Below are 13,894 nucleotides of genomic sequence, written 5' to 3'. Positions count from 1 at the left end.
TTGCGTCTGACAAAAACGACGGCGCCCGAGGGCGCCGCACACACATTCGTCGGGAGCCAGCGCGCGGGCGGTTGGACCGCCGCGCGCGCCCCCCCGTCAGGCCGTCGCCGCGCGCACCGCGTCGGCGATCGTCTCCGCATGGCGCACCGCATCGGCCGCCTGCCGTGCTTCGACCATCACGCGCAGCACGGGCTCCGTGCCCGATGCGCGGATCAGCACGCGGCCGCTGCCGGCGAGCGCGGCTTCGGCGGCATCGATCGCCGCACGAATCGACGCGCTGCCCTTCCAGTCGGCGCCGGGTTTCATCCGCACGTTGATCAGCTTCTGCGGGAACAGCGTGACGCCGTCGAGCACCTGCGCAAGGGTGCGGCCGCTGCGCTTGAGCGCGGCCAGCACGAGCAGCGCCGACACGATGCCGTCGCCGGTCGAGTGCCGGTCGAGCGACAGGATGTGGCCCGACCCTTCCGCGCCGAGCTGCCAGCCGTGCTCGCGCAACTGCTCGAGCACGTAGCGGTCGCCGACCGCCGCACGGACGAACTTCACGCCCTCGCGCTGCAGCGCGACTTCGACGGCAAGGTTCGTCATCAGCGTGCCGACCGCGCCTTCGACCTTGCCGTCGGTCGCGATCCGGTCCTTCACGAGCACGTAGAGCAGCTCGTCGCCGTTGTACAGGCGACCGGTCGCGTCCACGACCTGCAGACGATCGGCGTCGCCGTCGAGCGCGATGCCGAGATCGGCATGGTTCGCCCGCACCGCGCGCACCAGCGCGTCGGGCGCGGTCGCGCCGACGCCGTCGTTGATGTTGAAGCCGTTCGGCGCGACGCCGATCGGAATCACGTCAGCGCCGAGCTCGTGGAACACGTGCGGCGCGATCTGGTACGCGGCGCCGTGCGCACAATCGATCACGAGCTTCAGCCCGCGCAAGTTGAACGCAGCCGGGAACGTGCTCTTGCAGAATTCGATGTAGCGGCCCGCGGCGTCGTCGAGGCGGCGCGCCTTGCCGAGCCCGTCGGACGCCGCGCATTCGAGCGGCTTGTCGAGCCATGCTTCGATCGCGGCTTCGGTGTCGTCGGGCAGCTTATTGCCGTCAGCCGAGAAAAACTTGATCCCGTTGTCGTGATACGGGTTGTGCGACGCGCTGATCACGACACCGGCCGACAGACGCAGCGCCCGCGTCAGATACGCGACGCCGGGCGTCGGCATCGGGCCGGCCAGCATCACGTCGACGCCGGCCGCCGAGAATCCGGCCTCGAGCGCGGCTTCGAGCATGTAGCCCGATACGCGCGTGTCCTTGCCGATCAACACGGTCGGACGCGAGCCCGCCGCGACGTCGGCCGAGCCGGCCAGTACCTTGCCGGCCGCATAGCCGAGGCGCAACACGAAGTCCGGCGTGATGGGCGCTTCGCCCACCGTGCCGCGAATGCCGTCCGTGCCGAAATATCGACGTCCCATGGGGTCCTTCCTCCTTCGTCTTTCGTCTTTCTGACTTGCTTATCGTTGCCGCGCGGCTGCGCGCACGGCATTCCATACTTTCAGCGCATCGACCGTCGCCGCGACGTCGTGCACGCGCACGATCGCGGCGCCCCGCTCGACCGCGCACAACGCGGCCGCCACGCTCGCCGCGACGCGCTCCATCGGCGGCTTGCCTCCGATCACCGCGCCGAGCATCGACTTGCGCGACATGCCCGCGAGAATCGGATAAGCGCGCCCGTCGGGCCGCGCGGGCGCCGTGTCCGGCAACGCGGCCAGCAGCGCATAGTTGTCGTCGACGACCGCCTTGCCGAACCCGAAACCGGGATCGACGCAGATCCGCTCCGCCGCCACCCCCGCGTCGCGCAACGCCTGCGCGCGCGCGGCGAGGAAATCGCGCACGTCGGTCACGACGTCGCCGTAGTCGGGCTCGCCGACCTGCATCGTCTGCGGCTCGCCGAGCATGTGCATCGCGCACAGACCGCTGTTGCCGTCGCGCACCGCGTCGATCGCGCCCGGCTGGCGGAACCCCCAGATATCGTTGATCAGGTCCGCGCCGGCGGCCAGCGCCGCGCGCATCACGGCCGGCTTGTACGTATCGATCGACAGCGGCACGTTCAACGGCCGCAGCGCCTCGACGAGCGGAATCACGCGCGCGAGCTCCTCGTCGAGCGGCACCGGCGGCGCGCCGGGGCGCGTCGATTCGCCGCCGATGTCGATGAGGTCCACACCGTCGGCGATCATCCGCTCGGCCTGGCGCAACGCATCGTCGCGCGCGAGGAAGCGGCCGCCGTCGGAGAACGAATCGGGCGTGGCGTTGAGGATGCCCATCACGAGCGGACGTTCGAACGTCAGTTCGAAGCGGCCGCACTGGAGCGGCGCGGGAATGAACGGGGACACTGCGGAATCGGACACGAGCAACGGGCGTGGATGAATGCAAAACGGGCCGGTGTGAAGCCACACCAGCCCGTGAACGGTGCTAAAGCGGAGATTATGCCGCCGGCGTCGCCGGCGCCGGCGCGCTGCCGGGCTTGACCTCGGCACTGCCGCCGCCCGACGAATCGCCGCCGACAGCCGGCGAGCTCTTCGGTGAGCGCGGCGGACGGCCTTCCATGATGTCGTTGATCTGATCGGCGTCGATCGTCTCCCACTCCATCAGCGCGGCCGTCATCGCCTCGACCTTGTCGCGGTTCTCCTCGAGCAGGCGACGCGCGAGGTTGTACTGATCGTCCAGCACGCGGCGGATTTCCGAGTCAACCTTCTGCTGCGTCGCTTCCGAGATCGTGCGCGTGAAGCCGCGGCCGAACGGCGACGCATCGTTCTCGTCGTCGACGTAAACCATCGGCCCGAGCGCGTCGGTCATGCCGAACCGCGCAACCATCGCACGCGCGGTCTGCGTGGCCTTGTTGAAGTCGTCCGATGCGCCGGTGCTGACCAGGTTCATGAACAACTCTTCGGCCACCCGGCCACCGAACAGGATCGCGAGGCGGTCGAGCAGGTAATCCTTCGAATACGTCTCGTTGTCATGCTCCGGCAGCTGCCACGTGACGCCCAGTGCGCGACCGCGCGGGATGATCGTGACCTTGTGCACCGGGTCGGCCTTCGGCAGCAGCTTCGCGATCACCGCGTGACCCGACTCGTGGTATGCGGTTGCACGCTTCGCTTCCTCGCGGATCACGGCCGACTTGCGCTCCGGACCCATGAAGATCTTGTCCTTCGCGTCCTCGAAATCCTGCATCTCGACGATGCGCTTGCCGCGACGGGCGGCGAACAGCGCAGCTTCGTTCACGAGGTTCGCGAGATCGGCGCCCGAGAAGCCCGGCGTGCCGCGTGCGATGACCGCCGCGTCGACGTCGTTCGCGATCGGCACCTTGCGCAGGTGCACGCGCATGATCTGCTCGCGGCCGCGGATGTCCGGCAGGCCGACATAGACCTGGCGGTCGAAACGGCCCGGACGCAGCAGCGCCTTGTCGAGCACGTCGGAACGGTTGGTGGCGGCGATCACGATCACGCCCGAGTTCGCCTCGAAGCCGTCCATCTCGACCAGCATCTGGTTCAGCGTCTGTTCGCGCTCGTCGTTGCCGCCGCCCATGCCGGCGCCGCGATGACGGCCGACCGCGTCGATTTCGTCGATGAACACGATGCACGGCGCATGCTTCTTCGCCTGCTCGAACATGTCGCGCACACGGGCCGCGCCGACGCCGACGAACATTTCGACGAAGTCCGAACCCGAGATGCTGAAGAACGGCACCTTCGCTTCACCCGCGATCGCGCGGGCCAGCAGCGTCTTGCCGGTACCCGGCGGGCCGACCAGCAGCACGCCGCGCGGAATGCGGCCGCCCAGTTTCTGGAATTTCTGCGGATCGCGCAGGAAGTCGACGAGCTCGGACACTTCTTCCTTCGCTTCGTCGCAGCCCGCGACGTCGGAGAAGTTCACCGCGTTGTTGTTCTCGTCGATCAGCCGCGCACGCGATTTCCCGAACGAGAATGCGCCGCCTTTGCCGCCTCCCTGCATCTGCCTCATCATGTAGAACCAGAACACGATGATCAGGATCGTCGGCCCGAGGTAGTACAGCGCGGACATCAGCGCGTTCGGCTCGTCGTCGGCCTTGCCGCTGACCTGCACGCCGTACTTCATCAGATCGCCGACCATCCAGATGTCGCCGGGCGACACGATCTGGTATTTCTGGCCATCAGCCGGAGTGACGGTGAGGTTGCGCCCCTGAACGATGACGTTCTTGACCTTGCCATTCTTGGCGTCGTCCATGAACTGCGAATAGGACACGCCTTCCTGGACGCGGGGCTTGTCGAACTGCTTGAACACCGTAAACAGCACCAGTGCGATCACCAGCCACACCGCTGCCTTCGAAAACATATTGTTGTTCAAAGCACCACTCCTTCACTCGTAGACGAGCGCCTACATTTTCCTTGCGGCGCCCCTCGGTCATTCTAATCCAGTCCGACCACCCCTGCCATAAGCATTGACAACCGCCGCGATAGCGCTTCGCTTGTCCGGCAAGGGCCGGAGCCCGTTTGCGGCATCGCGTTCCGCATCAGCGCGGATGCTTCAGCTGCCGACCCAAAATGAACGTTTCGGACGATTTGTCGCGGGATGCCTTGGGCTTGCGCGGCGCGACAACCTTAAACTGCTGTTTGAACTTCTCGACGATCTGGCTGTAGCCGCTGCCGTGAAAGCACTTCACGAGCAGCGCACCGTCCGGCTTCAGATGGTTCTGCGCGAATTCGAGCGCCAGATCGCAGAGATGCTCGATGCGCGCCGCGTCCGCCGAGGCCACGCCGGAGAGGTTGGGGGCCATGTCCGAAATAACAAGGTCCACCGCGCGGCCTTCGAGCACTTCCTCGAGCTGGTGGAGGACGTCGTCCTCGCGGAAGTCGCCCTGCAGGAAGTGGACGTCGGCGATCGGCTCCATCGGCAGGATGTCGAGCGCAACGATCGTGCCGTCGATGCCGCCTTCGCGCTCCGCGTCGCGCTTCCTGCCCTGCGCGAGCTTGTTGCGGGCATACTGGCTCCAGCTGCCCGGCGTGGCGCCGAGATCGACGATCACCTGGCCCGGACGGATCAGCTTGTCCTGCTCGTCGATTTCCTTCAGCTTGTACGCGGCGCGCGCGCGATAGCCCTCCCGCTGCGCCATTTTGACGTACGGGTCGTTGATGTGGTCGTGCAGCCAGTGCTGGTTGAAGCGGTTTTTTGCCATTCGAGAGAGAGATTGCTGCCCATTGCTTCGTGAAGCCGCGCTTTTAGCGGATAATACGCGTCTTCTTCGCGCGGCTGCGGCCCCTTTTCAGGCCCAAGCCGCGATTTTACGTGGTTTCGGCGCACGGCTGACGCGGTAACGTCCCGCGATCGCTTTTCAGTCAGCGCGCCCTTATTTAGATTTCGACATTTCCATGCCCGCCCTTTCGCTTTCTCCCGCCGAGCGCTCCGCGCTGCGCTCCCAGGCCCATGCGCTCAAGCCCGTCGTGCTGATCGGCGCCGAAGGGCTGACCGACGCCGTGCTGAAGGAAATCAAGGTGCACCTCGACGCGCACCAGCTGATCAAGATCCGCGTGTTCGGCGACGAACGCGACGAACGCATCGCGATCTACGACGAGATCTGCGACCGCCTGAACGCGGCGCCGATCCAGCACATCGGCAAGCTGCTGGTGATCTGGAAGCCCGAGGCCGCGGCGGCGGCCCCGTCCCGCGGCCGACGTGCCGGCGCGCTGCCGAGCGCGGCCGAAGCCGTCGACGACAAGAAAGGCCGTGCACCGCGCACCGTCAAGGTCGTCAAGGTGTCGCCGAACGCGAGCCCCGTGCGCCGCCCGAGGCCGGTCAAGGTCACGGTGCGCGGCAACGAACGCGTGACGGCAGGCGGCACCGTGAAGCGCGCGAAAAAGCGCCAGGCCAGCACGAAGCGGCCGTTCCAGGACAAGTAAGACGCCCGTGCGGCACGGATTCCCGTGCCGCCCTGCCCGTCGTCGCGCAACGCGCGGCGGCGCGGCGCTCAGGCGTCGCGCGCCGGCAGACGCCAGACCAGCATCAGCCCCAGCACGCTTTCGACGAGATAGAACACGCTCGACACGCCGTGCAGCATCCCGAAGCGGCTCGCATACGGCGAATTCGCGATATCGGTGCCCGCATCCATCGCGGCCACCCGCAGCGCGTTCATGAACGGCTGCAGCGCAAAATACCCGACCAGCACGCACACGACCATCGCGGCGACGATCCAGCGGACGCGGCGATATTCGGTGCTGCCGCGCCGCACCTGCTGATTCGACAATGCGAGCAGCAGCACGCCGCACACGACGCCGAGGATCGCCTCGATGCGGAACAGCTGGGCGGCGACCGAACCGGCCGTCATCCGCTCCAGCGTCTTGAACAGGACAGGCGCGACCGCATACCCGATCGTCAGCAGGCTGCCGACCCACACGGCCGACAGCAGACGGAACACGCGATGCGGCATCACGTCGCCCCGCTTCAGATGTAGCTGACCGAGATGATCTCGTACTCGCGCACGCCGCTCGGCGCCTGCACGGCCGCGACGTCGCCTTCGGACTTGCCGATCAGCGCGCGCGCGATCGGCGAGCTGACCGAGATCAGGCCGTGATCGATATCGGCTTCGTCGTCGCCGACGATCTGATACTTGACGGTGTCGCCCGATTCGAGATCCTCGAGTTCGACCGTCGCGGCGAACACCACGCGGCCATCGGCGTCGAGCACCGTGGGATCGATGATTTGCGCGGCGGACAGCTTGGATTCGAGTTCCGCGATGCGGCCCTCGATAAAGCCCTGCTTTTCCTTCGCGGCGTCGTATTCGGCGTTTTCGGACAGATCGCCCTGTGCGCGGGCCTCCGCGATCGCGTTGATCACGGCCGGCCGCTCGACGGACTTGAGGCGCTGCAATTCATCGCGCAGTTGCTCTGCGCCACGCTTTGTCAACGGAATGGTGCTCATAAACGGCTCAATCGCTAAAAACGGCTATAAAAAAAATCACCGCGATTAAGCGCGCTTCCGATGCACTGGAAACACCGCCTAATCGCGGCACGTGTTGCTTCGACAGGTAACTGACTGCTTAGTTTAGGCGAGCGTGAAGACCTTGTAAATCATAGACTTCCAGATCCTTCAGGTAGCGCAAGCCTTCGACGGCCGCGCGCGCGCCCGACATCGTCGTGTAGTACGTGACCTTGTGCGCCTGCGCGCTCATGCGGATCGAACGCGAATCGGCGATCGCCTGGCGCGTCTCGTCGACCGTCGTGAACACGAGCGCGATCTCGCCGTTCTTGATCATGTCGACGATGTGCGGACGGCCGTCCTTCACCTTGTTCACGACCTTCACCGGCACGCCGGCCGCTTCGATCGCGGCAGCCGTGCCCTTGGTCGCGACGATCGGGTAGCCGAGGTCGTGCAGCATGCGCGCGACTTCGACGGCCTTCGGCTTGTCGGCGTCCATCACGGTCAAGAGCACCGTGCCCGACTCCGGCAGGCGCGAACCGGCCGCGAGCTGCGACTTGAACAGCGCTTCGCCGAACGTCTGGCCGACGCCCATCACTTCGCCGGTCGAACGCATTTCAGGCCCGAGGACCGGATCGACGGTCGGGAACTTGACGAACGGGAACACCGCTTCCTTCACGCTGAAGTACGGCGGCTCGACTTCCTTCGTCACGCCCTGCTGCGCGAGCTTCTGGCCGACCATCGCGCGCGCCGCGATCTTCGCGAGCGGCAGGCTGGTCGCCTTCGACACGTACGGCACCGTGCGCGATGCGCGCGGGTTCACTTCGAGCACGTAGATGATGTCCTGCTTCGAACCGTCGGCCTGCGGCACCTGCTGGATCGCGAACTGCACGTTCATCAGGCCGACCACGTTCAGCGCCTTCGCCATCGCGCCCGTCTGGCGCTTCAGCTCGGCCACGGTTTCCTTCGACAGCGAGTACGGCGGCAGCGAGCATGCCGAGTCGCCCGAGTGGACGCCCGCCTGTTCGATGTGCTCCATCACGCCGCCGATGAACACCGCTTCGCCGTCGCAGATGCAGTCGACGTCGCACTCGATCGCGTCGTTCAGGAAGCGGTCGAGCAGCACCGGCGAATCGTTCGACACCTTCACGGCCTCGCGCATGTAGCGCTCGAGGTCGCGCGGCTCGTGGACGATTTCCATCGCGCGACCGCCGAGCACGTACGACGGGCGCACGACCAGCGGGTAGCCGATTTCGTCGGCCAGCGCGAGCGCTTCGTCTTCGGCGCGGGCGGTGCGGTTCGGCGGCTGGCGCAGGCCGAGGTCCTGCAGCAGCTTCTGGAACCGTTCGCGGTCTTCGGCCGCGTCGATCATGTCCGGCGACGTGCCGACGATCGGCACGCCGTGCGCCTCGAGGTCGAGCGCGAGCTTCAGCGGCGTCTGGCCGCCGTACTGGACGATCACGCCGACCGGTTTTTCCTTGTCGACGATCTCGAGCACGTCCTCGAGCGTCAGCGGCTCGAAGTACAGGCGATCGGACGTATCGTAGTCGGTCGACACCGTTTCCGGGTTGCAGTTGACCATGATCGTTTCATAGCCGTCCTCGCGCATCGCGAGCGCCGCGTGCACGCAGCAGTAGTCGAATTCGATACCCTGGCCGATCCGGTTCGGGCCGCCGCCCAGCACCATGATCTTCTTGTTCGTGGTCGGCTGCGCCTCGCACTCATCCTCGTAGGTCGAGTACATGTAGGCGGTTTTCGTCGCGAATTCGGCCGCGCACGTGTCGACGCGCTTGTAGACCGGGCGCACGTTCAGTTCCACGCGGCGGCGGCGCACGTCTTCCGGCGTCGCGCCGAGCAGTTTCGCGAGGCGGCGGTCGGAGAAGCCGCTCTGCTTCAGGTAGCGCAGCTCGTCGAACGTGAGCGACGCGAGCGTGCGGCCCGACAGCGCCTTCTCTTTCAGGATGATCTGCTCGATCTGCTCGAGGAACCACGGGTCGATCGCGGTTTCCGCGAAGATTTCCTCGGCCGTCATGCCGATGCGGAACGCATCGCCGACGTACCAGATGCGGTCCGGGCCCGGCTCGTGGATCTCGATCGCGATCTCGTCGCGGTTGGTCGACTTCTCGTCGAGGCCGTCGACACCGACTTCGAGGCCTCGCAGCGCCTTCTGGAACGATTCCTGGAACGTGCGGCCGATCGCCATCACTTCACCGACCGACTTCATCTGCGTGGTCAGGCGCGAATCGGCTTCGCGGAACTTCTCGAACGCGAATCGCGGGATCTTCGTGACGACGTAGTCGATCGTCGGCTCGAACGACGCCGGCGTCTGGCCGCCGGTGATTTCGTTCTTCAGCTCGTCGAGCGTGTAGCCGACCGCCAGCTTCGCGGCGACCTTCGCGATCGGGAAGCCGGTGGCCTTCGACGCGAGCGCCGACGAACGCGACACGCGCGGGTTCATCTCGATGACGACCATGCGGCCGTCCTTCGGGTTGATCGAGAACTGCACGTTCGAGCCGCCCGTGTCGACGCCGATCTCGCGCAGCACCGCGAGCGACGCGTTACGCAGGATCTGGTATTCCTTGTCGGTGAGCGTCTGTGCCGGCGCGACCGTGATCGAGTCGCCGGTGTGCACGCCCATCGGGTCGAGGTTTTCGATCGAGCACACGATGATGCAGTTGTCGGCGCGGTCGCGCACGACTTCCATCTCGTATTCCTTCCAGCCGAGCAGCGACTCTTCGATCAGCAACTCGCGCGTGGGCGACAGGTCGAGACCGCGCTTGCAGATCTCCTCGAACTCTTCGCGGTTGTACGCGATGCCGCCGCCCGAGCCGCCGAGCGTGAACGACGGACGGATCACGACCGGGTAGCCGCTGCCGCCGGTGAGCGCCATGATCTCGGCGTGCACCTGGGTCGCCTCTTCCATCGAATGCGCGACGCCCGACTTCGCGGAGCCGAGACCGATCTTGGTCATCGCATCCTTGAACTTCTGGCGGTCTTCGGCCTTGTCGATCGCTTCCGGCGACGCGCCGATCAGCTCGACGCCGAACTTCTCGAGCACGCCGTGGTGGTGCAGGTCGAGCGCGCAGTTCAGCGCGGTCTGGCCGCCCATCGTCGGCAGGATCGCGTCCGGGCGCTCCTTCTCGATGATGCGTGCGACGACTTCCCACGTGATCGGCTCGATGTAGGTCACGTCGGCCGTGTTCGGGTCGGTCATGATCGTCGCCGGGTTGCTGTTGACGAGAACGACCTTGTAGCCCTCCTCACGCAACGCCTTGCAAGCCTGCGCGCCCGAATAGTCGAACTCGCACGCCTGGCCGATGATGATCGGGCCGGCGCCGATGATGAGGATGCTCTTGATGTCTGTGCGTTTTGGCATGGCTTGTGAATTCAATAAGTAATCGTTGTCGTGGGTCGGCCGGCGGCGCTCAGCTCAGGGTCGCGAGCGCCAGCTTCACCGAGAAACCGATGAACAGGCCGCCCACGCTGCTCGCCGCGCCTGCCGCGAGCTTGCGGCGGCGGCGGAAGTGCTCGGCGAGCCGCGCGCCCGCGAAGATCAGCGTGCTCAGGTACAGGAAGCTCGCGCATTGCGCGATCGCCCCGAGCACGACGAACGACAGCGCGGGATGCGGGAATGCCGGATCGACGAACTGGATGAAGAACGAGATGAAGAACAGGATGGCCTTCGGATTCAGCAGGCTCACGATCAACGCCTTGCGGAACGGACGTTCGCCGTCGACCGCCTGCGGCGCCTCGACCGGCGCATCGCCGCGCGCGCGCAGCTTGCTCCACGCGCTGCGCAGCATCCCGGTGCCGATGTACAGCAGGTACGCGGCGCCGCCGTACTTGACGACGGAGAACAGCAGCGGGTTCGCCTTCAGCAGTGACGCGACGCCCGCGGCCGACAGTATCATCAGCACGGTATCGCCGACGAACACGCCGCAGGCCGCGCGATAGCCGGCCTTCACGCCGCGCTGCGCGGCGAGCGACAGCACGTACATCGAGTTCGGCCCCGGCAGCAGGATGATGAAGATCACGCCGAACACGTAGGTCCAGATATCCGTGATGCCGAGTGCGTGGCCGAACATGATGCGAATCTCCGGTTCTTCGGTTGCGTCGATGACGTTAAGCGGTGCGCTGCTTCGCCGCGTCCATCAGCGCGGTGAAACGGTCGAACAGGTAGCCGATGTCGTGCGGGCCGGGCGACGCTTCCGGGTGGCCCTGGAAGCAGAACGCCGGCTTGTCGGTCAGCTCGAAGCCCTGCAGCGTGCCGTCGAACAGCGACACGTGCGTCACGCGCGCGTTGGCCGGCAGCGAATCGGCATCGACCGCGAAGCCGTGGTTCTGCGACGTGATCACGACACGGCCGTCGCCGAGATCCTTCACCGGATGGTTCGCGCCGTGGTGGCCCGTCTTCATCTTCAGCGTCTTCGCGCCGACCGCGAGGCCCATGATCTGGTGGCCGAGGCATATGCCGAAGGTCGGCACGCCGCGCTCGATGAATGCCTTGGTGGCCGCGATCGCGTAATCGCACGGCTCCGGATCGCCGGGGCCGTTCGACAGAAAGACGCCGTCCGGATTCAGCGCGAGCGCATCTTCCGCACTGGCTTGAGCCGGCAGCACCGTCACGTGGCAGCCGCGCTCCGCGAGCATGCGCAGGATGTTGTACTTGACGCCGAAGTCGTACGCGACGACGCGGTACTTCGGCGACTCCTGCATGCCGTAGCCGCCTTCGAGACGCCATTCCGTCTGCTTCCACTCGAACGGCTTGGTGGTCGACACGACCTTCGCGAGATCCATGCCGGCAAGGCCCTCGAACGAGCGCGCGAGCTCGATCGCCTTCGCTTCGTCGTCGGAGCCCGTCAGGATGCAGCCGCTCTGCGCGCCCTTGTCGCGCAGGATGCGGGTCAGCTTGCGGGTGTCGATGCCGGCGATCGCGACGACGCCTTCGTCGCGCAGGTAATCGCCGAGCGTGCGGTCCATGCGGAAGTTCGATGCGAGCGTCGGCAGATCGCGGATGATCAGGCCGGCGGCATGGACTTTCGTGGCTTCGACGTCTTCGGCGTTGACGCCGACGTTGCCGATATGCGGATAGGTGAGCGTGACGATCTGGCGCGAGTAGCTCGGATCAGTCAGGATTTCCTGATAGCCGGTGATCGCGGTATTGAACACGACTTCGCCGATCGTATGGCCTTCGGCCCCGATCGAATAACCACGAAAGACCGTGCCGTCGGCGAGTGCAAGCAAGGCGGGAGAAAAAGACGGCAACACGGGAGGCTCCTTGGGGAACACCCTGCTGCCGACCTGTTTACCCTGCCGCGCAAGCGCCGCGCTGCGTGGGCGCGCGCGGTCGCTAGCTGGACGCGGCCTGCGTTGTCGAGACGCGAACCCGGCGCGTGGCGCACGAGGCTTCGCGGCATCGCCCGGCAGGCGGCGTGCGGCGGATGAACGGGATGAATGAGGTAGGCGCTAGGGTGCGAGGTTGATCAGCACAAACTTTCAAATTATAGCCTGAAAATGGGCCTATCTTCAATGGATATGGCCGTCCGATCGTGTGTGCGCCGCGTCCGGCGGCGCAGCGCACCGTGCTACGGCCCCGTTTCCGCGGCCGCCCTACCCGCCAGCGTACCGCCGGATCAGTGCGCTTGACCAGTCCCGCGCGCGGGCCACACGTACCACACCGCGCTCGCGAGCTGCAGCGCGAGCAGCACGCCCCACGCGGTGAAGTGCGCGGCCGCCGGATAACGGCCGTCGACCGCCGGCCAGTGCGATAGCACCGCGCCAACGCCGATCTGGAACGCAAAGATCAACAGGAAGATCACGAGCGTGAGCGTGGTGTTCGCGCGGCCGATCAGATGGGCGGGAAAATGTCCGGCCATCACCGCGTAGGTCAGGATGCCCACGCCGCCAAACATTCCGTACGCGGCCCACAGCATCGCGGGCGACAACGGCACGCGCGCGACGATCGCGAGCTGCGTCGCGACGAACAGCGCCATGCCGATGCCGCAGGTGGCATAAACCGACACGCCGCGCCGCTCGAGCACGCGCGCCGCCGCGCCAAAGCCAACGCAGCCGGCCATCATCGCGAAGCCGAGCACCGACACGAGGCGTGCGGCATGCGGCGCGTCGAACCCGCCGACATCGCGCAGATACGGCCCGACCCACAACGATTGCATCGCGTAGAACACGCCCTGCGTGACGACGGAGAACGACGCAATCTTCCAGAACGCGCGGCTCGTCAGGATGTGCCACGTGCCCTTGAACTGGCTGACGAGCCCGCCCTGGTGGCGCGCCTGCTGCGCGTCGGGCGCGCCGAAGCCGATCGACGCCGCGACGATCACCGTCAGCACCGCGAGGCCGAAACAGATCGCGCGCCAGCTCGCCCAGCCGAGCAGCCAGGTCAGCGGCGAGCCGACCATCACGCCGCCGAGGCCGCCCACGGCCATCACGAGGCCATTGACGAGCGGCAGCCGGCCGACCGGGAAATGCTGCGCGAGCGCCTTGAACGCCGCGCCGAGACACACCGACACGCCGACACCAATCAGCAGCCGGCCGACCATCATCATGCCGATGCCGTGCGCCGCGCCGAACACGGCCGCGCCGGCCGCCGCGAACAGCAGCATGCCGGCCGTCACACGGCGCGGGCCGAAGTGGTCGAGCATCACGCCGGCCGGAATCTGCGCGCCCGCGAAGCCGAGGAAATACAGGCTGGTGAGCAGGCCGAGATCGGCGGCCGACAGCCCGAGCTCGTGCGTGACGAACGGCGCGAAGCCCAGATTGACGCCGCGAAACACGTACGACACGAAATACCCGACCGAAAACAGCGCGAGCACCCTCACCTGCACCGACGACATCGCTTCTCCTTGTTGGATGAAGACGCGCGACGCAGCCGCCGACGCGCCGCGCACAAACGAAAACGCCGTCACCTCGGTGACGGCGTTTCGTCGAATTCGTCGGATGATAGCGCAATCGTCC

Annotated in this window: 11 protein-coding genes; 1 reads left to right on the top strand and 10 read right to left on the bottom strand. The window is 66.3% G+C overall.

The genetic code is table 11. The features are described from left to right. Positions 1-96: 96 nt before the first annotated feature. The 4 genes from glmM to KR541_RS06070 all read right to left on the bottom strand — a co-directional run bounded on the left by glmM (position 97) and on the right by KR541_RS06070 (position 5,186). Positions 97-1,452 (bottom strand): phosphoglucosamine mutase, encoded by a 1,356-nt coding sequence (gene glmM, locus KR541_RS06085; protein ID WP_050015213.1) that lies wholly within the window; start codon positions 1,450-1,452, stop codon positions 97-99. Between the two features lie 39 nt (positions 1,453-1,491). Beyond that, positions 1,492-2,385: a dihydropteroate synthase gene (folP, locus tag KR541_RS06080; protein WP_143328868.1), complete on the bottom strand. Its 894-nt coding sequence runs from the start codon at positions 2,383-2,385 to the stop codon at positions 1,492-1,494. A 76-nt stretch (positions 2,386-2,461) separates the two neighbouring features. Beyond that, positions 2,462-4,357: an ATP-dependent zinc metalloprotease FtsH gene (gene ftsH, locus KR541_RS06075; protein WP_050015209.1), complete on the bottom strand. Its 1,896-nt coding sequence runs from the start codon at positions 4,355-4,357 to the stop codon at positions 2,462-2,464. A gap of 166 nt (positions 4,358-4,523) precedes the next feature. After that, complete coding sequence (locus KR541_RS06070; protein WP_050015207.1) at positions 4,524-5,186, bottom strand: RlmE family RNA methyltransferase; 663 nt, start codon at positions 5,184-5,186, stop codon at positions 4,524-4,526. Between the two features lie 193 nt (positions 5,187-5,379). Between KR541_RS06070 and KR541_RS06065 the strand changes: the two genes are divergently transcribed. Beyond that, positions 5,380-5,907: a YhbY family RNA-binding protein gene (locus KR541_RS06065; protein ID WP_050015205.1), complete on the top strand. Its 528-nt coding sequence runs from the start codon at positions 5,380-5,382 to the stop codon at positions 5,905-5,907. Positions 5,908-5,975: 68 nt separating this feature from the next. Here the strand turns inward: KR541_RS06065 and KR541_RS06060 are convergent, their stop codons facing one another. The 6 genes from KR541_RS06060 to KR541_RS06035 all read right to left on the bottom strand — a co-directional run bounded on the left by KR541_RS06060 (position 5,976) and on the right by KR541_RS06035 (position 13,845). Beyond that, the gene (locus KR541_RS06060; RefSeq protein ID WP_050015203.1) at positions 5,976-6,434 is read right to left on the bottom strand and encodes a DUF4149 domain-containing protein; all 459 of its coding nucleotides are present in this window, start codon (positions 6,432-6,434) and stop codon (positions 5,976-5,978) included. 14 nt (positions 6,435-6,448) lie between these two features. Continuing rightward, positions 6,449-6,925 (bottom strand): transcription elongation factor GreA, encoded by a 477-nt coding sequence (gene greA, locus KR541_RS06055; protein ID WP_006476345.1) that lies wholly within the window; start codon positions 6,923-6,925, stop codon positions 6,449-6,451. 118 nt (positions 6,926-7,043) lie between these two features. Then, positions 7,044-10,298, bottom strand: coding sequence for a carbamoyl-phosphate synthase large subunit (gene carB / locus KR541_RS06050; RefSeq protein ID WP_050015201.1), 3,255 nt, complete (start codon positions 10,296-10,298; stop codon positions 7,044-7,046). A 49-nt stretch (positions 10,299-10,347) separates the two neighbouring features. Next, complete coding sequence (gene leuE, locus KR541_RS06045) at positions 10,348-11,007, bottom strand: leucine efflux protein LeuE (RefSeq protein WP_176016675.1); 660 nt, start codon at positions 11,005-11,007, stop codon at positions 10,348-10,350. A gap of 37 nt (positions 11,008-11,044) precedes the next feature. After that, positions 11,045-12,190, bottom strand: coding sequence for a glutamine-hydrolyzing carbamoyl-phosphate synthase small subunit (carA, locus tag KR541_RS06040; protein ID WP_050015197.1), 1,146 nt, complete (start codon positions 12,188-12,190; stop codon positions 11,045-11,047). A 365-nt stretch (positions 12,191-12,555) separates the two neighbouring features. After that, positions 12,556-13,845, bottom strand: coding sequence for an MFS transporter (locus KR541_RS06035; protein WP_089488317.1), 1,290 nt, complete (start codon positions 13,843-13,845; stop codon positions 12,556-12,558). Between the last annotated feature and the right edge of the window lie 49 nt (positions 13,846-13,894).

Source organism: Burkholderia sola, assembly GCF_905400185.1.
Taxonomy (GTDB): domain Bacteria; phylum Pseudomonadota; class Gammaproteobacteria; order Burkholderiales; family Burkholderiaceae; genus Burkholderia; species Burkholderia sola.
The sequence above is the reverse complement of the archived record's forward strand: the minus strand, read 5'-3'. Positions and strand labels throughout refer to the sequence as shown.

What these genes read in the sequence shown, in the direction of transcription:
- KR541_RS06060 (WP_050015203.1), bottom strand. Translation starts at nt 6,434, where the DNA reads ATGCCGCATCGCGTGTTCCGTCTGCTGTCGGCCGTGTGGGTCGGCAGC.
- KR541_RS06065 (WP_050015205.1), top strand. Translation starts at nt 5,380, where the DNA reads ATGCCCGCCCTTTCGCTTTCTCCCGCCGAGCGCTCCGCGCTGCGCTCC.
- KR541_RS06070 (WP_050015207.1), bottom strand. Translation starts at nt 5,186, where the DNA reads ATGGCAAAAAACCGCTTCAACCAGCACTGGCTGCACGACCACATCAAC.
- glmM (WP_050015213.1), bottom strand. Translation starts at nt 1,452, where the DNA reads ATGGGACGTCGATATTTCGGCACGGACGGCATTCGCGGCACGGTGGGC.
- carB (WP_050015201.1), bottom strand. Translation starts at nt 10,298, where the DNA reads ATGCCAAAACGCACAGACATCAAGAGCATCCTCATCATCGGCGCCGGC.
- greA (WP_006476345.1), bottom strand. Translation starts at nt 6,925, where the DNA reads ATGAGCACCATTCCGTTGACAAAGCGTGGCGCAGAGCAACTGCGCGAT.
- leuE (WP_176016675.1), bottom strand. Translation starts at nt 11,007, where the DNA reads ATGTTCGGCCACGCACTCGGCATCACGGATATCTGGACCTACGTGTTC.